At 42.7% G+C, this 17,861-nt stretch carries 18 protein-coding genes; 5 read left to right on the top strand and 13 right to left on the bottom strand.

Annotated elements, in window-relative coordinates; translation table 11 throughout:
- Positions 1 to 11 precede the first annotated feature (11 nt).
- From HGR01_RS25930 to HGR01_RS25920, 3 genes are all read right to left on the bottom strand, one after another.
- Positions 12 to 866 carry a polysaccharide deacetylase family protein gene (locus HGR01_RS25930; protein ID WP_096622161.1) on the bottom strand — a complete coding sequence of 285 codons (855 nt, stop codon included), beginning with the start codon at positions 864 to 866 and terminating at the stop codon, positions 12 to 14.
- Between the two features lie 65 nt (positions 867 to 931).
- Positions 932 to 1,183: a hypothetical protein gene (locus HGR01_RS25925; protein WP_045871224.1), complete on the bottom strand. Its 252-nt coding sequence runs from the start codon at positions 1,181 to 1,183 to the stop codon at positions 932 to 934.
- Between the two features lie 134 nt (positions 1,184 to 1,317).
- Entirely contained in the window at positions 1,318 to 1,887 is a 570-nt protein-coding gene (locus HGR01_RS25920; RefSeq protein WP_045871225.1) for a Uma2 family endonuclease, read from the bottom strand.
- A gap of 42 nt (positions 1,888 to 1,929) precedes the next feature.
- Between HGR01_RS25920 and HGR01_RS25915 the strand changes: the two genes are divergently transcribed.
- Positions 1,930 to 2,139, top strand: coding sequence for a hypothetical protein (locus HGR01_RS25915; RefSeq protein WP_155539328.1), 210 nt, complete (start codon positions 1,930 to 1,932; stop codon positions 2,137 to 2,139).
- Between the two features lie 136 nt (positions 2,140 to 2,275).
- On the opposite strand, the gene HGR01_RS25910 is transcribed toward HGR01_RS25915, so the two are convergent.
- Entirely contained in the window at positions 2,276 to 5,776 is a 3,501-nt protein-coding gene (locus HGR01_RS25910) for a tetratricopeptide repeat protein (RefSeq protein ID WP_071989417.1), read from the bottom strand.
- A 170-nt stretch (positions 5,777 to 5,946) separates the two neighbouring features.
- On the opposite strand from HGR01_RS25910, the gene HGR01_RS25905 reads away from it, so the two are divergent.
- Positions 5,947 to 6,081: a hypothetical protein gene (locus tag HGR01_RS25905; RefSeq protein WP_255325237.1), complete on the top strand. Its 135-nt coding sequence runs from the start codon at positions 5,947 to 5,949 to the stop codon at positions 6,079 to 6,081.
- A gap of 403 nt (positions 6,082 to 6,484) precedes the next feature.
- Here HGR01_RS25905 and HGR01_RS25900 read toward each other — a convergent pair whose 3' ends face one another.
- Positions 6,485 to 7,792 carry an aminopeptidase P N-terminal domain-containing protein gene (locus HGR01_RS25900; protein ID WP_045871226.1) on the bottom strand — a complete coding sequence of 436 codons (1,308 nt, stop codon included), beginning with the start codon at positions 7,790 to 7,792 and terminating at the stop codon, positions 6,485 to 6,487.
- Positions 7,793 to 8,413: 621 nt separating this feature from the next.
- Here HGR01_RS25900 and HGR01_RS25895 point away from each other — a divergent pair.
- Entirely contained in the window at positions 8,414 to 9,697 is a 1,284-nt protein-coding gene (locus HGR01_RS25895) for an FG-GAP repeat domain-containing protein (protein ID WP_045871227.1), read from the top strand.
- Positions 9,698 to 10,606: 909 nt separating this feature from the next.
- Here HGR01_RS25895 and HGR01_RS25890 read toward each other — a convergent pair.
- From HGR01_RS25890 to HGR01_RS25855, 8 genes are all read right to left on the bottom strand, one after another.
- On the bottom strand, positions 10,607 to 11,374 hold the full coding sequence (locus HGR01_RS25890; RefSeq protein WP_045871228.1) for an MBL fold metallo-hydrolase: 768 nt from the start codon (positions 11,372 to 11,374) through the stop codon (positions 10,607 to 10,609).
- A 3-nt stretch (positions 11,375 to 11,377) separates the two neighbouring features.
- On the bottom strand, positions 11,378 to 11,977 hold the full coding sequence (locus HGR01_RS25885; protein ID WP_045871229.1) for an anthranilate synthase component II: 600 nt from the start codon (positions 11,975 to 11,977) through the stop codon (positions 11,378 to 11,380).
- Between the two features lie 101 nt (positions 11,978 to 12,078).
- Positions 12,079 to 12,534 (bottom strand): diacylglycerol kinase family protein, encoded by a 456-nt coding sequence (locus HGR01_RS25880; RefSeq protein WP_045871230.1) that lies wholly within the window; start codon positions 12,532 to 12,534, stop codon positions 12,079 to 12,081.
- A 119-nt stretch (positions 12,535 to 12,653) separates the two neighbouring features.
- A complete protein-coding gene (gene ybeY / locus HGR01_RS25875; protein WP_045871231.1) occupies positions 12,654 to 13,175 on the bottom strand; it encodes an rRNA maturation RNase YbeY in 522 nt (173 codons plus the stop codon).
- 42 nt (positions 13,176 to 13,217) lie between these two features.
- On the bottom strand, positions 13,218 to 13,373 hold the full coding sequence (locus HGR01_RS25870) for a DUF3285 domain-containing protein (protein ID WP_071989418.1): 156 nt from the start codon (positions 13,371 to 13,373) through the stop codon (positions 13,218 to 13,220).
- A 42-nt stretch (positions 13,374 to 13,415) separates the two neighbouring features.
- Positions 13,416 to 13,580: a hypothetical protein gene (locus tag HGR01_RS25865; RefSeq protein WP_155539330.1), complete on the bottom strand. Its 165-nt coding sequence runs from the start codon at positions 13,578 to 13,580 to the stop codon at positions 13,416 to 13,418.
- A gap of 96 nt (positions 13,581 to 13,676) precedes the next feature.
- Positions 13,677 to 15,596 (bottom strand): squalene--hopene cyclase, encoded by a 1,920-nt coding sequence (shc, locus tag HGR01_RS25860; protein WP_045871233.1) that lies wholly within the window; start codon positions 15,594 to 15,596, stop codon positions 13,677 to 13,679.
- Between the two features lie 17 nt (positions 15,597 to 15,613).
- Positions 15,614 to 15,775: a hypothetical protein gene (locus tag HGR01_RS25855; protein WP_155539332.1), complete on the bottom strand. Its 162-nt coding sequence runs from the start codon at positions 15,773 to 15,775 to the stop codon at positions 15,614 to 15,616.
- Positions 15,776 to 15,976: 201 nt separating this feature from the next.
- Here HGR01_RS25855 and HGR01_RS25850 point away from each other — a divergent pair, with 201 nt between their 5' ends.
- Together HGR01_RS25850 and HGR01_RS25845 are read left to right on the top strand one after the other, a co-directional pair.
- Positions 15,977 to 17,149, top strand: a complete 1,173-nt coding sequence (locus HGR01_RS25850; protein WP_045871235.1) for a glycosyltransferase — start codon at positions 15,977 to 15,979, stop codon at positions 17,147 to 17,149.
- A gap of 300 nt (positions 17,150 to 17,449) precedes the next feature.
- Positions 17,450 to 17,737, top strand: coding sequence for a Mo-dependent nitrogenase C-terminal domain-containing protein (locus HGR01_RS25845; protein WP_045871236.1), 288 nt, complete (start codon positions 17,450 to 17,452; stop codon positions 17,735 to 17,737).
- Positions 17,738 to 17,861: the final 124 nt, after the last annotated feature.

Below are 17,861 nucleotides of genomic sequence, written 5' to 3'. Positions count from 1 at the left end.
CCCCATGCCCATTACCTTTGCATTTCCAATAGTTCGGGAACTGTAACAAATCGGTAGCCTTGCTTTTTGAGTCCGCTGATGATTTCGGGCAAGGCTTCTACAGTTCTTTTGCGATCGCCTCCGCCGTCGTGCATCAATACTATAGATCCGGGTTTGGCATCTCTTAAGACGTTTTTGATGAATACTTCATATTTAGCACGCGGATCGGTGTCGGCGGAAGTTTGCGACCACATGACTACTGCTGATTTTTGGCTTTTGGCGTAAGCTGCTAGTCCGTTGTTTAACACGCCTCCGGGGGGACGAAACAGACTAGTTTTTACTCCTGTGGTTTTGTAGATTAGTTCATTTGTGCGCTCAATTTCACTTTTGGCTGTGGCTGCATCCATGCGGCGATACCAATGATGCCAAGTATGATTACCAATGGCGTGTCCTTGGGCTACTACTTGTTTCGCAATTTCGGGATTGGCTTGTAAAGCTTGTCCTACCCAAAAGAATGTAGCTTTGACATTATTTTGCTTGAGAATATCCAGCATTTGTAATGTAGTTTTGGGCCAAGGGCCATCATCAATGCTCAAGGCGATAACTTTCTCGTTATTGTTAGGTTGAACATGATACACAGTTTGTCCCTGAAATTTCTCTGGAACGCTAAAAGTGAGGTTTTCTACTTTAGCTGGTGACTGTGATTGTGGTTTATCTTGGCTGGTTGTCTTTTGTTGCGGAACTTGTACAGCGTGAAGTTGACTTGTTAGCTGCTTGGTGTTGGATTGTGGAGAAATACTTGCTGGGGTAAAACTGCAAGCTGTTACTGAAAAAGCGATCGCCACTCCACTAATTATCTTTTGTCGCTGGTATTGATTGTGTGTCACATCAGGGTGCCAAAAACTCACACTATCATAAGCGGCGAATTTTACTTTTTAATGAAGTTGATGAATTAATAGTGTGTGGAGAAGCTCATTTTTTCTAAAGCAACATCTTCTTCACTGAGATAGGAAAACTCAATTCCCATCAAGTCTAGAATTTTGAGTAATTCTGCTGGTTCTAGCTGCATAACTTCCGCAGCTTTTTTTAAGCTAATTACTTTAGCTGTTAAAGCACCGAGTAAAAAAAGAAAGTTTTCTTTCTGTTCGATATTTTGAAATAACTGAATTTCAGAGGCGATCGCTTGAGTCAGTTCTTTATTCATCGCTAGGTTTTAACTATTTCATTGTGAATCCGAAAGCAGCTTTACATCTACGCACATTATTCTACAATTTAAGTTGAGTCGAGCGTTTGTAGTGATACAATTTGTCGAATTTAATTAATCGTTTTCATCACATCTCATCCTTGCAAAACTTCAGCAGCAGTTAACTGAAGATTAGCAAAAATTGAAGAGACAATCGCACTTTCTCCCTGATAAATTCGCTCATCATAAAATCCCTCAACCCATTCCAAAACTGTCACCTTTTGAGCAATAGGATCAACAATCCAATACTCTGCAATACCCCGCGCTGCATACTCGGAACGCTTGTAACGATAATCCCGATTTTCCTGATTCGGACTCACCACCTCAACCACCAACAATGGCGGCGGCATATCCATCAAAATTAGCGATCGCGTAGCAACTTGCATTACCATCGCCAACTCTTCCGAAAACACCACCAAATCAGGAACACGTACCCCTACCATACGACTATTTACAGCAATTTCTGTTTTCATACTCAAGCGGTAATAGGGAATACCTAATTTAGAAAAATAGATTAATAAAAATGTCGCTATTCGCCGATTTAACTCACTTTCAAAAGGCATAGCAATTAATTCCCCATTCTCCAATTCATATAAAGTATCCGTACCGTCATCAAATTGAAGAAATTCCTCAAAAGTCATTTTTTGAGCATTTGCAACTGTCATGGTTATTTCTCCCATAAACCGCTTGTCTTAACTATTTTAACAATGCCCCTAATTTCTCCATTCGCTGATGAATTTCTACCTCGAAACAAAAGCGATCGCACCATCAACACCCTAATCCCACCTGAGAACAAAAGCGATCGCACTCTCAACACCATTATTCCACCTCAGAACAAGAGCGATCGCCCTCAGAACACCATCATTCCACCTCAGAACAGGAACATTCTCGTTTGGAACAAGAACGTTCTCACTTGAAACATGAACATTCGCGTTTGGAACAGGAACGTTCTCGTTTGGAACATGAAACTTTGAGTTCAGAACATGAAACTTTGAGTTCGGAACTCGGAACTTGGAGATAAAAGCTTGAATGATGAAGTTCGGAACTTGAATTTTACTGTTGTGAGTTAAAAGCGTCGCGTAAATATGCTAATTTTTCACGCACAGTTACAGTATTGGGATGATCCGCTCCTAAATGTCGTTCTAAAATATCCAAAGCTTGGCTGTATTTTCCTTGGGAACTGTAGAAAAAAGCTAGGTCGTTGAGGCTAGCTGCAACCTCTGGATGTTCCTCACCAAGCAAGCGTCGCTTTAAATCCAAAGCTTGGATGTACAAAGGTTCTGCTTGGCTGTATTTTCCTTGGAAAAAGTAGAGTGAAGCTAGGTCGTTGAGGCTAGCTGCAACCTCTGGATGTTCATCACCAAGCAAGCGTCGCTTTAAATCCAAAGCTTGGATGTACAAAGGTTCTACTTGGCTGTATTTTCCTTGGAAAAAGTAGAGTGAAGCTAGGTTGTTGAGGCTAGTTGCAACATCTAGATGTTCATCACCGAGCAAGCGTCGCCTTAAATCCAAAGCTTGGATGTACAAAGGTTCGGCTTGGCTGTATTTTCCTTGGTAGTAGTAGAGTCCCGCTAGGTTGTTGAGACTTTGTGCGACATCTGGGTGTTCTTCTCCCAGCAGCTTGCGCCTAAGTGCCAAAGCTTGGATGTACAAAGGTTCGGCTTGGCTATATTTTCCTTGGGAACTGTAGAGTAACACTAGGTTGTTGAGGCTAGATTCAACATCTGGATGTTCATCACCGAGCAAGCGTCGCTTTAAATCCAAAGCTTGGATGTACAAAGGTTCGGCTTGGCTGTATTTTCCTTGGGAAAAGTAGAGAAAAGCTAGGTTGTTGAGGCTAGATTCAACATCTGGATGTTCATCACCGAGCAAGCGTCGCTTTAAATCCAAAGCTTGGATGTACAAAGGTTCGGCTTGGCTGTATTTTCCTTGGGAAAAGTAGAGAAAAGCTAGGTCGTTGAGGCTAGCTGCAAAATCTGGATGTTCATCACTGAGCAAGCGTCGCCTTAAATCCAAAGCTTGGATGTACAAAGGTTCGGCTTGGCTGTATTTTCCTTGGTAGTAGTAGAGTTGAGCTAGGTTGTTGAGGCTAGTTGCAACCTCTGGATGTTCATCACCGAGCAAGCGTCGCCTTAAATCCAAAGTTTGGATGTACAAAGGTTCGGCTTGGCTGTATTTTCCTTGGGAACTGTAGAGTAACGCTAGGTTGTTGAGGCTAGTTGCAAACTCTGGATGTTCCTCACCGAGCAAGCGTCGTATTAAATCCAAAGCTTGGATATACAAAGGTTCGGCTTGGCTATATTTTCCTTGGGAACTGTAGAGTAACGCTAGGTCGTTGAGGCTAGTTGCAACATCGGGATGTTCCTCACCAAGCAAGCGTCGTCTTAAATCCAAAGCTTCGATGCATAAAGGTTCGGCTTGGGTGTATTTTCCTTGTGAACTGTAGAGTTGAGCTAGGTTGTTGAGGATAAATGCAACAACTGGATGTTCCTCAGCGAGCAAGCGTCGTGTTAAATCCAAAGCTTGGATGTACAAAGGTTCGGCTTGGCTGTATTTTCCTTGGGAACTGTAGAGTAACGCTAGGTTGTTGAGGCTAGCTGCAACATCGGGATGTTCCTCACCAAGCAAGCGTCGCAATAAATCCAAAGCTTGGATGTACAAAGGTTCGGCTTGGCTATATTTTCCTTGGCGACGGTAGAGTAGAGCTAGGCTGTTGAGGCTAGTTGCAACATCGGGATGTTCCTCACCAAGCAAGCGTCGTCTTAAATCCAAAGCTTCGATGCACAAAGGTTCGGCTTGGCTGTATTTTCCTTGGGAACGGTAGAGTTCAGCTAGGTTGTTGAGGCTAGTTGCAACATCTGGATGTTCCTCACCCAAGCGTTCTCTCGAAGCTTCTAAACACTGCTCATACCAAGGTGCTGCTTTGTCATACAATCCTTGACCATGATAAAATTGAGCATTGCCAACGAATACCCAAATTAAATCATCATCGCTGACACACTGAATGAGATTGTCTGCTACTTCTACCAAGTGAGGTATGGCGGGGGCGACATCCTTAATTTGCTGAAGTGTGGGAGTTTGAGGAATCTCTTTGGCAAATGCTACCATTACCATAGAAAAACTTCGCTTAAATTCCTCTGCCTGTTCTAAACCTGTAAGCTTATCTTGGAAAAACTCACGCAGCAGGGGATGCAGTTGATAAATTCCCTCACCTTTGGGCTGGAGTAAATGCAACTGTAACAAATCTCGCCTAGCTTTTTTCCAATCTTGAGTCTCATCCTTTATTGTTATATCCTCCACCAACTCCCAAGGAATCGGAGCTAGGGCAAATAAACTCAGAAGACAGCCTAAACGTTGAGCATTTTCTCGCAACCGTCGCCAACTCAACTCAAAAGCAGCAGCAACACCCAACTTAACAGTCATTTCTTGGGGAACTTCTTCTAAAGCCTCATGCTTTAAACGCTCTTTTTCCAAGTCTTGCAGCATTTCTGCTAGGGTTAATTGCTCATCACCTAACAAATAACGCCCGACTAATTCTAAACCCAAGGGCAAATATCCCAGCCATTTACAAAGTCTTCTCGCAACTAAAGCCTCACGCCGCAGTCGTTCTCTACCAATAATAGATTTTAATAACTGCATCGCCGCTAGTGGTGTTAGCACATCTAAATCTAAGCGCACTATTGGCGGCTGTAATTTTTCCCGTGTGGTAATTAACTGCTTAAACCGGGAAGGAACAGACTCTAAATAACTTCTGACTTCCTCTCGATAGTTAGTAACGTTATCAATTACTAGTAAAACCTCTCCCTCATGCCATTTTGTGAGGCAAAATTGCACTCTCCCAACTAAATCTAAATCATCTGGGATGTTCAATTGCAGCTGATTACGCGCAAACTGCACCAATTGCACCCCCACATCCTGTAATGCAGACAACCAGCAAATTCCGCCTTGATAAGTGACGCGGTGGGAACTGGCATATTGCAGTGCTAGTTCTGTTTTCCCGACTCCACCCATCCCCGCAATAGCAGCAATTGCTACCTGTTGATTCTTCTGCAACAATCGATGGAGGTTTTGTAATTCCGTTTCTCGTCCGACAAACTCTACCACCCCACTCAAGGGAATATTTTCGTAACGGGTAGGCGAAAGTTTAGCTTTTTTACCTTCCGCACGCTGTACACCAGGTAATTTTTCGCGTCGGCTTTGCCATTCAGCATCAAATTTTTGTAAATTCCCCTGTTTGTCGCTTTTATCATGCCAAAGTTTCAGCCGAAAGTGCCAATCCTCTGAACCTCGCTTGTGTTCGCGCAAATCTTCGATAATTTCTACAAAATCTTTAAGCGCATTTAGTGAGTCTCGGACTTGTTCTTTGCTCAAACCGCTAAGTTCCGCCAGAACTCTTAGCTGTGTTCTGACTATTACTTGCTGCGGAGTTTCCCAGTTGAGGGCAATTTTATACAGTTCACTGTCTTCTAACTCGTCATTGACATAAGCCAAAAACCTTTCTAAAAGTTTTCTTACCCGCGCTTCGACTTCATCACCATAGCTAACACGCACCATCGGTTATTCTTGCCCAAATTTGCGACAAAGTTTAGGGATTCCCCAAACTAAATCTAGCATCCCCAAACTTTAACCTCGGCAGATTCACGCATTACAGCCAATAGACTGCGGCTTTTGCTTCCATTTACTACCCCAAATTTACAGTTGCTTCAGCGTTTGAGGTTAAGTGAATGAAAGCTAAGAAGCTGATGGCGGTTGTGTTATTTCTGATTCCTTTAATTGCTGATTTTTTTGTCCCCGGTTCAGGAATTGTAATTGAGTTAGCCTTACTGATTTGGGAATTGCTAGAACCAGAGGAAAACTGAAGAAGCGGTAGAGTCAAAGTATCGTGTTTGCCGACATCCCGCCCTACACTGAAGTGTAGGTCTAATAGTTTAAGTCCACTCAAGTGGACTGGAAGATGTACCTGAGTCCACTTTAGTAGACTTTACTTGAGCTATTAAGCTTGTAATTCAAGATGCTGTGGGTGAATTGGGTTGTGGGTATAACCCCTGAGATGCAATACCTCTAAGTATTTTCAGTGCGTTTTAACGTACTTTACCTATTAGCCCGCAATTTATTGCAGGGCGGGAGAAAACGGCAAAACGAAGGTTTCTCGGTTCAAGAGTTATACCCATCAATTGATTGATTCACAGCATCATTGATCTTTATTGCATAATCACTGAGTCGTTAACCGTCAACAGTCAACCGTCAATAGTCAACTCCAAGTTATCTTTCCACTTCATCTACTTCTTTGGGAACTCCAGCAGTTAACACCTCATGTCCTGTGCTGGTTACTAACACATCGTCTTCGATGCGAATCCCAATCCCTACCCAACGCGGATCGGTTGGGGGTTGGTCTTCTGCGAGTTTGGTATCTGGCACAATATATAATCCTGGTTCTACGGTGAGAACTTGTCCAGGTTGTAAAATCTGCGGGTTGTCACCATGCTGATACACTCCCACGTCATGCACATCCAAGCCTAACCAATGGCTGGTACGGTGCATATAGTATGGTTTATATTTTTCTTCTTCAATTAATTTGTCAACTTCACCCTTCAAGATTCCCACTTCAACTAAGCCTTCTGTGAGGACACGCACGGCTGTATCGTGGACTAAATTGAAGGGGTTACCTGGTTGAACTTGAGCGATCGCTTTTTTCTGTGCTTCTAAAACAATTTCATATAATATCTTTTGTTCTGGGGTAAATTTCCCGCCTACCGGAAATGTCCGGGTAATATCAGAGTTGTAATAACCATAGGCGCAACCTGCATCAATCAGCAGTAATTCCCCATCCTGCATTTGACGATCATTTTCGATGTAGTGCAAGACGCAAGCGTTAACACCAGAGGCGACAATGGAAGGATAAGCAGGCCCCATTGCACCCCGCAAGCGGAAAATATGTTCTATTTCTGCTTGGATTTCATACTCATAACGTCCCGGTGTGGTAACTTTCAGTGCATGAGTGTGTGCTTCGGTGGCGATCGCAGCTGCTTGGCGCATCAAGTCTAATTCGGCTGTGCTTTTATGCAATCTCATAGCGCTGAGAATTGCGCCTGTATCTTCAATCGCAATTGGCCCTGTACCGCGTTTGGGGTAGGTGCGGAGTAAACTTTGATAATGTTTGAGAACTGTATCATTAAAAGTGCGATCGCGTCCTAAATGATAGTAAATGCGATCGGCTTTTTCTAAATATTGGGGTAATTTCTCATCCAATTCGTGGATGGGGTAAGCTTCATCAGCGCCATACAACTCTTTAGCTGCATCGACTCCACAGAGATAACCAGTCCAAACTTCCTTTTCCCGATCCTTGGGTTGAACAAACAATACAAACTTATGTTCTGGGTGATTGGGTGCTAACACAGCTACCGCTTGCGGTTCGTTAAATCCAGTCAAATAAAAGAAATCACTGTCTTGGCGATAAGTGTATTCCACATCGTTGTGCATCACAGCCATTGGCGCACTGCGAAAAATGGCAGTTCCATTGCCAAGTTTTGACATCAATTGCTGACGACGCTGCTGATATTCTGCTTGCATAGCTACTTTATATCTCCAATTATCTTGATATCTTAACCTTTAAACACTACAGATTGCATATATTACATCTGTGATAGTTGTGACTAATTTCTATTGATTTAGTCAATATTTTTTGATTTTTCTAGCTGTTATGCTGCTCTCGAATCGAAAAGTTATCATTCGCTAATTTTTGAAAATACAGAGCATTAATTATATATCAATTTATCGATCAAGATATTTTGATTATTAACTAGCAATGTTCAATCTGGACATCAATGAATTTTACTGTATACACCATTAACAATTTGGTTTTTCGCTGTTTCATATATATTTTTGCAGTTAATTATCCTCAAATACAGAACTGTGATGTCTATCATTGCTGGCTTTAAACACCTTATAAATATTGGCTTTCCGCTTTATCTACAAAGCATAACTTGAACAAAAATATTTATTTTATTGTTTATCGTGAACTTTAAGAACACATCTAATTTATTATTCAAGACAAATCAATGTGATTAAATATTGATATTTAAACAAACTTAGTTAAAAAATATTTAATGCTATGCAAATGTTATGCAAGAACAGAATTTTATTAACCAAAGAAGTTAAAACTTTGATTACAACCAGTCATAAGAACCCACCATGCCTGATAAATCTTTGGATACAAGTTTGCAATCAGCAAATTACCAAACATTAAATATATCATCACCTTTTGATGAACAATCTACTGCTATTAATAGCCAAAGTAGCGCTTCTTCTGTATCATCACAATCCTTATTTGGTTCTGCTAACCCCAACCCTAATCCTTATATAACAAGTCCGGCGCTCGTACCTGATTTCAACGGCGATGGTAAAACAGATAAAATCTGGGTTGATTCTCAAACCGGTGAAACTCAAGTTTGGTTGATGGATGGGACAAACGTTGCTGCTAAGGGTTCTTTAGGGCAAATTGATTTAGCTTCAACAGTTTACAAAATTGGTGATTTTAATGGCGATGGTAAGACTGACTTCTTGTTACGTAATCAGGTAACAGGACAGAACAGCTTGGTGCTAATGGATGGAGTAAACGTTGCTGGTTTAATTGGTCTAGATACTCTAGATTCATCCTGGACACCACTGATTGGCGATTTTGATGGCGATCGCAAGACTGATATCTTCTGGCGTAATAATCAAACAGGTCAAAACGCCATCTGGTTGGTAGATGGTAGCAACCCCAGCCAAGTCATTAAAAGCGGAACCTTACTAGACAGTCTCGACCCTACCTGGACTCCTACTATGGTCGATTTCGATGGTAATGGTAAAACTGACATTTTCTGGCGTAGTGCGACTGGTGAAAACAGTGCTTGGTTCATCGATGGTACCCAAGCTAGTAAGACTTCTCTACAAGCACAAGATGCTAGTTGGACTTTCACCCTTGGCGATTTCAACGGTGATTTCCGTTCTGACATTCTCTGGCGGAATACTACAACCGGCGAAAACAAAATTTGGACTACAGATTCTGTATTAAATAACGTCTTCTTCACTGAAGGTGCTTTGACAACCCTAGATGCAAACTGGACATCTAGCATTGCTGATTTCAACGGTGATGGTAAGACTGATATCTTCTGGCGCAATAATGCCACAGGTGAAAACACCACCTGGTTGATGGACGGTACCACAATTGTAACTGAAACATTCCTCGCACCCAGTTCTACAACTGCCCAAGCAACATTTGGTGATTTCAACAACGATGGTAGAACTGATATCTACTTCCGCGATTATGCTACAGGTGCGGATGAAATTTGGACAACCAATGTAGATGGTACAACAGTTACCAGAACTCCAATTGCAGAGACCGAAAAACTGTCTCCAATCCAAGTAGACGAAAATGGTCAGCCTATACTAGGCGCAGATGGTAATCCTCTGAAAAAATGGGTTACTTTCTAGATAAATATTGAGTTTCTCGGTTGTCGCACAAAGATTAGCAATGCTGTAGATAGTGCAATCTCAGCAATTACAGACAATTAATTTGAGTAGAGTTTAGCTATATTGCTTTCTCTACTCCTACTAAAGGCTTTGATGTGAAAGTTTCATTCTGAATCCGGAACACAGTAGAGGATCAAGGGAATTCTACCGTTATACCAATTCGTAATTCGTAATACCCTAGGGGAAGTGCAAAGCGCTACGTAATTCGTAATGAAGAAAGCCAGATATGGTCTGAATTTCGGAGTTGAAATGCTTTACCGAATTGTAGAGAATTGGTATTAATAAATATTTATTAGTCAATAAGCTGATACGCGCCTAGATTAAATATTCTGGCGTTAGGGCTGTCAAGGGTCAAGAGTCAAAAGTCCAAGCTAGCCTTTGACCCTGGACTCTTGACTTTTTGACCTCTTGAGCGCGAAATATACAATTTAAATGCGTAACAGCTTACGCTTGGGTTAAGCTCATTAGTAATTGATTTGTCACTTATTAAAAAAGCCAGAAGAATTGGGGGAGAATCCCCCAAACCCCCGATTGGGTGACGGTTGCGTCCCCCAAACCCCCTCCAAAATTATTGTTCTGTTTTTTTAACTAGTTTTTTGGTTTTTTTATCAATTCATTTTCTTAACTGAACTTTATTTATTAGTAAGATGCGTTAGCGTCAGTGTAATGCATGGGCAATCACGCCAGTAGTGGCGTGGCAAGGCTAAAATAGTGCATTAGATTGGAAAAAATTAACCGCAGATGAAAGCAGAGAAATGCGGATAAAATTGATTTTTATTGCAACATTTAAGGCTTGCCACACAAGTAGGGTGCGTTACACTTCGTTAAAGCACCCTACTTGTGTGATTTCAAGATTTACAGAGTCAAAAATTAAAACTTGTAACTCAAGGTTTGAATAACGCTATTTTCTGTTAAATTACCAGGACTAATTGTAATAGAGTCACTGTTGCTACGGCGTATAGTTGTACCTTGCATCAAGTTCAGAAATTCATCTAGCCCAGCAATTTCGCACTTAGCAGCATCAGCCGCCTGTGTCCGGTAATGGGTAGGAATTACTAGCTTGGGATTTAAAATTTGAATGGCTTGCTTGGCTTCTTGAGCATTATAAGCTTTGGCACTACCACCCACGGGCACAAATGCCACATCGGGTCGCCCCATGAGAATTTTTTGCTCGGCACTAATGGGAGCAGCTGCCCCACCTAAGTGTAAGATATTAATTCCGCCTTGCTTCCAAGCCCAAGCAGTATTCATACCAAACTGCTTACCACCTTTGCGATCGTGGTCGATGGCAATACCTTGGAATTTAATGCCTTGGAACTCGTAAACTCCTGGTTCATAGATGAGTTTGGGTTTACCTGGGAGTCCATCTACTGCACCTTCATCCAGCAATTGACTGCTAATCATTACCAAATCTGCTGCAACTTTGGGTGCGCGATACCCAGCTGTACAGCCAACAGACCGAAAGGGATTGACGAGAATTTTTACACCGCCACCCGTTAACAGAAAGCACGTATGACCCAACCACTGAACTGATAAACCGCTAGATTGCGCGCCAGCTGGAAATTCAGAACTCAAGGTAGTCAGAAAAGCTGTTGCCAAACCCGCCCCAGCATAGCCCATCAATTGTCGTCGTTTCATTAATTACTCTCTCGACTGTAATTGTTCCAGAAAGTTTCGTAGCAATTGCTTGCCTGAAGATGTCAAAACACTCTCTGGGTGAAACTGGACTCCTTGAATATGAGGATAGTTCCGGTGTCGGACTCCCATGATAGTACCATCCTCAACCCAAGCGGTGATTTCCAAGACATCGGGGCAAGTTTCGCGATCGATTACCAGACTGTGATATCTAGTCGCAGTGAGAGGATTTTCTAATCCCCGGAAAACTCCCACCCCGGTGTGAGTCACCTGAGAAGTTTTGCCATGCATCAACTCTGGAGCCGAAACGATTTTACCACCGAATACCTGCCCAATGCTTTGATGGCCTAAACATACGCCCAAAATTGGCAAATTAGCACCTAGCTCTTCAATTAACTGTAAGCTGATACCTGCATCTTCCGGACGACCAGGGCCAGGAGAAATTACTACAAGCGCTGGATTTAAAGCCCGAATCTCATCTACAGATATTTTGTCGTTACGGAACACTTTAATATCTGTAGCCACGGGGAACTCTGCTGCTAGTTCTCCTAAATATTGAACTATATTATAAGTAAAACTATCGTAATTATCGATGACTATAATCACAGCTGATAACTCCTGGTCAGATTACTTGTATGATTTTGTTTAATTGTCACCAGATTTCAATTGCTGCAAACGTCATCAATTATGGAATGAAAGGGTAACACCTAGAAAGAGGACATAATTAAAGTTGCCAAACGTGGCAGCAAAAGCATACCAGCTACTAAAACAGCTACTAACGCTGAAACCAGTACAGCACCAGCAGCACAGTCTTTGGCGATTTTAGCTAGTTCATGGTAAGTCTGCTTAACTGTTAAATCAACCAAGGACTCAATAGCAGTATTTAATAATTCCAAAGCTAAAACTAAACCGCTAGTTATACCAATTACAGCTATTTCTACAGCAGATAGATGTAAAACGAGGCTTAAGGCGATCGCGATCGCACACACACCTACATGAATCCGAAAATTACGTTGAGTTTGAAAACTATAGCTGATTCCAGCCCAAGCATATTTAAAACTAATAAATAAATTAGTAGCTACTAGCCAAGATTGCCGCCGTTCTGGAGCCACAATGCTTGGTAGGCGGTTAGAAGTTGGGGGAACCGAGAGTTTTTGGGACATAGGCTGAAGCATCCTCACATGAAGTTAGTAAAGTTAGATCTGGGCCGATTTTAATGGCGTAAATTGGTTTTCGCCAATTTTATCTAGAAGTTTTTGGGAACTGAGATAAATAATAGTAGTTACTCAATGTCAATCGCAATACCTACTTTTCTCAGCAATATTACCTGCTGTTTTAACATTCTGACTAAACTTTCCTCATCAGGATGATCCCAGCCTAATAAATGCAGTAAGCCGTGAGCAACTAACCAAGCTAATTCGGTCTGCAAACTATGCTCCTGTTGTTGAGCTTGGCGCTTGGCTGTGTCAACGGACACTACAATATCACCTAAATATAAAGGCATAGAGGCGAACATTTCCGCATTTTGGGGAATGTCCACCTCTAAAGCCGCAAAAGATAAAACATCTGTTGGTTTGTCTTGTTGACGATACTGGGCATTTAGGGTCTGAATTTCCGCATCATCTGTCAATCGCAGGCTGATTTCGTAACCTGGTGCAGGTGGTAGCTCGGATTGCAGTATTTCTAACCAACAAGCAAACCAATGTTCCCATGTTTCACCAGCTATCCGTTCATCAACCCCCAAATTTTTACTCTCTGGGGATGATTCGTAAAAATAATCTTGTACATCTAGTTCAACTTGCACTAGCTACAAATTCTCCAACTAACTCAGGGTTTTGGTTGATTTTCAGCGAGTCAAGTAAGCAAGACCTACAAAGACAGCTAATAGCCCTATAGTGGTCAGGAAAAAATGTTTGAGAGAAGTACCGCCTTTCCGCACCATGTTCCGCATGGCGAGTTTGACGTAGCTAGGTTGAGTTTCCTTGGAAGGAGAGTTGCTCATGATGATTTAATCACAAACTCTTTTATATATAAATGTAACAGTTTACCGGATGCAAATGTTATTGGGCATTGGGCATTGGGCATTGGGCATTGGGCATTGGGCATTGGGCATTGGGCATTGGGCATTGGGCATTGGGCATTGGGTAATGAGTAATGAGTAATGAGTAATGAGTAATGGGTAATGCCATTGTCCTCTTTTCTTCCTCATCTCCCTCATCTCCCTCATCTACCTCATCTCCCTTATCCCCAGTCCCCAGTCCCCATTACCCCTTATCCCCAGAGGGGGCCCCGAGTTCCCCAGTCCCTAATCCCCAATCCCTAACACCGCCCGATAGCGGCCAAGGGCAATCAAGGGGAAGTATTGTTGATAAAGGTGGTATTTGAGGTAAAAATGGCAGGGGAAGCCTGTACCTGTGAAATATGACTCGTACCAAGTACCATCTGGTTTCTGGGTGGTTAACAGGTAGTTAATCCCTTGCTCAATGGCGTTATGAGCAAATTTACCAGTGGCTTCACCTGCAGCTATGAGTCCAATTAAAGCCCAGGCTGTTTGGGAGGCTGTACTGGTTCCTTGTCCTTTGAGGCTGGGGTCGTTGTAGGTGCGGCAAGTTTCACCCCAACCACCATCAGGGTTTTGACAGCCTACTAACCAAGCTCCGCCTCGTTCGATGCTTTGTTGCTGAGTTTTTGGTGCAACTAAAGCTAGGGCTGAGAGAACACCGCTTGTACCGTATATGTAATTTACTCCCCAACGACCAAACCAACAGCCTTCTTGTTCCTGTTCGCGTAGAAGATAGGCGATCGCTCTTTCAAAATTTTGCTGATTTATTGATAAGTTAGAAGCACCGAGCATTTCTAATACCCTAGCTGTGACATCAGCTGTGTTGGGGTCAATCATGGCTTTGAGGTCGCCATAGGGTATAGAGTTGAGCCAATCTTGATCGTTGTCGATGTCAAAAGCTGCCCAACCGCCTGGCTTACACTGCATAGAAGCAATCCAATTTAAAGCACGGGCGATCGCAGCTTGTTTTAATTTTTCGTTGGGCAGTTTTGCTTGGTGTAGCGCCATAACTACAACCGCAGAATCATCGACATCTGGGTAAAAGCGATTGTCAAATTCAAACGCCCAAGCGCCTGGTTTTCCTTGACGGTTTTTAATAGTCCAATCCCCGTAGTCAAGAATTTGTTTATCTATTAACCATTCTCCCGCTTTGACAATCGCGGAATCATTGGGGGCGTAACCAGAATCTATTAAAGCTCGAATTGCCCAGGCTGTATCCCAAACTGGGGAAACACAAGGCTGAACGCAGTAGCTATCTGCGGTTTCAATGGCAAAGTTATCAACTGCTTTCAGTCCCCGTTCGACAATGGGGTCGGCGGGGTCATAATCTAGACAGCGCAAAGCTAACAGTGAATTCAGCATGGCGGGAATAATTCCACCCCAATCACCTGTAGCTTCTTGGCGTTCTAAAACCCATTTTTCGGCGGCTTTGATGCCTTCTTTGCGGAAAGGAACCCAATTTAAGCTTTCCGCGAATTTGAATCCTTGATCCAGGGTGATAAATATATCAGTCCAATCACCACTTCTCGGCAATTCCCATTGCACGCGATCGCGTCCTTCTACATAGAGTTCATCGACGCTGATTGCTGGGTCAATTTGGAAAATCGGTTTGCGATCGCAGACAATCAACAACGGTACTGTACTGGATCTCGCCCAACTCGACATTTCGTAGATATTGACGGGGAAGCTATTGGGCAAAAGCATAATCCAGGGCGGTAGGGAAGGAATACCGCGCCAGTCGTAACAGCCAATTAGGGCTAGGTGTAGTTTAGTAAAGATGCGAGTTTTACTGATGCCACCCCGTTGGAGAATAAAAGCTTTCGCCTTGAGCATAGCGGGGTCAGTAGCTGAGACACCCAGGAGTTTCAAAGCCATGTAGGCTTCCACTGTAGTACTCAGTTCTCCCCCATCCCCAAAATAAAGTTCCCAACCGCCATGTTCTCTTTGTTGAGAACGGAGATAATTTTCTACTTTGTGCAAGGGTCTGGTGCTATCTGTTCCCCAAATTTTATGCAGCAGAACAGCTTCAGCCGTAATCGTCACATTAGATTCTAACTCTGCCCACCAATACCCTGCCGGATTTTGAATTGACAGCAGATATTGTTGGCTTTTAGCGATCGCCTCTGCAACTTGATTGGTCGTTGCTCTCTCTTGAGTTTGCATCAAATACTCTTGAACCTCTACACCACAACAAAGTTAATATCGCAATCCGGTGAAAAATATTCTCCCACAATCCCAAGATATACAGCAGTGGGCATGGGGCATGGGGCATTGGGCATTGGGCATTGGGCATTGGGCATTGGGCATTGGGCATTGGGCATTGGGCATTGGGCATTGGGCATTGGGCATTAGGCAATAGACAATAGTTATTTATCTCCCTCATCCCCCTCATCCCCCTCATCCCCCTCATCTCCCTCATCTCCCTCATCTCCCTCATCCCCTTGTTCCCCTACTTCTTCCAGTACGGGTTTTAGCCACATACTTCATGTACCTGAAATATGCTGTAGTATTCTGTCTGAGACATTGAGAAGGGGCAACAGGTCATGGCGGCATTTGTATTATTGTTAACAGCTTTATCTTTATTGATTTGGATAGGATTACTGAGCTTTCGCGGGCAGTTTTGGCGTTGTGACCAGCAATTAGAAGCAAAAGAAATCCCTTTGCCATCTTTACCAAGAATTTGTGCAATTATACCTGCCCGTAACGAAGCAGATTTACTACCTATCACTTTGCGATCGCTGCTACTTCAAGACTACCCAGGTGATTTTAACGTTTTTTTGGTAGACGATCGCAGCACAGATGGCACAGCCGATTTTGCCCAAGGGGTTGCTTACGCCTTAAATAAAGCCGATCAATTTCATATTATTTCTGGCAAATCCCTGCCTCCCGGTTGGAGTGGTAAACTTTGGGCAGTCGAACAAGGGATTCAAATTGCGACTGAGTTTGCACCAGACTATTTTTTACTCACAGATGCAGATATTGAGCATGATTCGGGTAGTCTCCGCCGATTAGTGGCGAAAGCTGAACAGGAAGATTTAGATTTAGTTTCGGTGATGGTGCGGCTGAGATGTGAAAGCTTTTGGGAGCAGATTTTAATTCCGGCTTTTGTGTTTTTCTTTCAAAAACTTTATCCTTTTCGCTGGGTGAATAACCCCAAAAATTCCACAGCTGCGGCGGCTGGGGGGTCGATTTTGATTAGCAAAACAGCTTTAGAGAAAATTGGCGGAATTGCTACAATTCGCCAAGCTTTAATTGACGATTGCGCTTTAGCAAAAGCTGTTAAGGGGAATCAGCAATGGAGACAAGGACGGATTTGGTTAGGATTAAGTGCTTTAACTGAGAGTTTGCGTCCCTATCCTGATTTGGATACAGTGTGGCAGATGGTGGCGCGTACTGCTTATACACAACTCAACTATTCGCCCCTGCTGTTAGCTGGAACAGTTCTAGCTATGACCTTAATTTATTTAATTCCGCCTTTAGCAACCATCTTAGGTGCAGTAACGCTAAATTGGGCGATCGCACTTCTTGGTTTAGCAGCCTGGTTTTTGATGAGTTTTGCTTACTACCCAACGATCCGCTTTTATAAATGTCCAGCTTGGTTAGCCTGTTGTTTACCTGCGATCGCGTTTCTCTATACTCTGATGACTATAGATTCCGCCATCCGTCACTGGCAAGGGCGCGGTGGCGCTTGGAAAGGACGCGTTTACCCTAGTTGAACAGAAAGCAAGGGGGCAGGGAGAAAGGGAGAATGGAGATCTCTGCCCGATTGCAATTTGGTTCCAAGCCTCCGAATTTATTTGTGGAAGATGCCAAGCGGAGTCAAGTATAAATGTCAAGTAAAAATTTCCGGACTGCTACAAATTCAATTTGTAGCTAGATGTGTCAAGCAAAAACAATTTGATTGACAAGAGAACTTAATAATTACTAAGTAAGCGCATAAATTTAAATCACCAAACGTATCAATTAATAGGCATAAAAACCTAAACCAGTACATCTAAATTATCAGGAGAAATATTATGACATCCTTTACACAAATTTTGCTAAATCGTGACCTACTCTACCCAATTCGCCAATGGTTAGAAGGCGTAGAAATTCATAACCGTGAACTAGCTCATTTCTTGTGCAAAGCCATTCCTAGCCAATGTCCTTTTGAGAGAGATATTAAACTATTTGGTCGCAAACTATTTCACATCCCACCAATGTGTAAGTTAAATCCTCTTTATGAGGAAGTCGTGACATTACGGTTTAAAGCTTTGTGTTATCTTGCTGATGAATGTAAAGAAGATGTAGCCGCTTACTGCTAAATATTGATGTTCTGGTAATCAAGCAGTCATAGCTAACCGCAGATTTACGGTTGTTACGTAATCAGAACTATACTAAGCTGACGTAGTACTGATTAGATGTCCGACTATTTAGTAGTTAATACCT

Source organism: Tolypothrix sp. PCC 7712 (assembly GCF_025860405.1).
In the GTDB taxonomy this organism is placed as follows: domain Bacteria; phylum Cyanobacteriota; class Cyanobacteriia; order Cyanobacteriales; family Nostocaceae; genus Aulosira; species Aulosira diplosiphon.
Note: the sequence above shows the minus strand (reverse complement) of the source record. Positions and strands in the feature narration are given on the sequence as shown.

Coding starts and splice junctions, on each gene's coding strand:
- HGR01_RS25925 (WP_045871224.1), bottom strand. CDS start 1,183: ATGAATAAAGAACTGACTCAAGCGATCGCCTCTGAAATTCAGTTATTT.
- HGR01_RS25920 (WP_045871225.1), bottom strand. CDS start 1,887: ATGACAGTTGCAAATGCTCAAAAAATGACTTTTGAGGAATTTCTTCAA.
- HGR01_RS25915 (WP_155539328.1), top strand. CDS start 1,930: ATGCCCCTAATTTCTCCATTCGCTGATGAATTTCTACCTCGAAACAAA.
- HGR01_RS25910 (WP_071989417.1), bottom strand. CDS start 5,776: ATGGTGCGTGTTAGCTATGGTGATGAAGTCGAAGCGCGGGTAAGAAAA.
- HGR01_RS25905 (WP_255325237.1), top strand. CDS start 5,947: ATGAAAGCTAAGAAGCTGATGGCGGTTGTGTTATTTCTGATTCCTTTA.
- HGR01_RS25900 (WP_045871226.1), bottom strand. CDS start 7,792: ATGCAAGCAGAATATCAGCAGCGTCGTCAGCAATTGATGTCAAAACTT.
- HGR01_RS25895 (WP_045871227.1), top strand. CDS start 8,414: ATGCCTGATAAATCTTTGGATACAAGTTTGCAATCAGCAAATTACCAA.
- HGR01_RS25890 (WP_045871228.1), bottom strand. CDS start 11,374: ATGAAACGACGACAATTGATGGGCTATGCTGGGGCGGGTTTGGCAACA.
- HGR01_RS25880 (WP_045871230.1), bottom strand. CDS start 12,534: ATGTCCCAAAAACTCTCGGTTCCCCCAACTTCTAACCGCCTACCAAGC.
- HGR01_RS25870 (WP_071989418.1), bottom strand. CDS start 13,373: ATGAGCAACTCTCCTTCCAAGGAAACTCAACCTAGCTACGTCAAACTC.
- HGR01_RS25865 (WP_155539330.1), bottom strand. CDS start 13,580: ATGAGGAAGAAAAGAGGACAATGGCATTACCCATTACTCATTACTCAT.
- shc (WP_045871233.1), bottom strand. CDS start 15,596: ATGCAAACTCAAGAGAGAGCAACGACCAATCAAGTTGCAGAGGCGATC.
- HGR01_RS25855 (WP_155539332.1), bottom strand. CDS start 15,775: ATGCCCAATGCCCAATGCCCAATGCCCAATGCCCAATGCCCAATGCCC.
- HGR01_RS25850 (WP_045871235.1), top strand. CDS start 15,977: ATGGCGGCATTTGTATTATTGTTAACAGCTTTATCTTTATTGATTTGG.
- HGR01_RS25845 (WP_045871236.1), top strand. CDS start 17,450: ATGACATCCTTTACACAAATTTTGCTAAATCGTGACCTACTCTACCCA.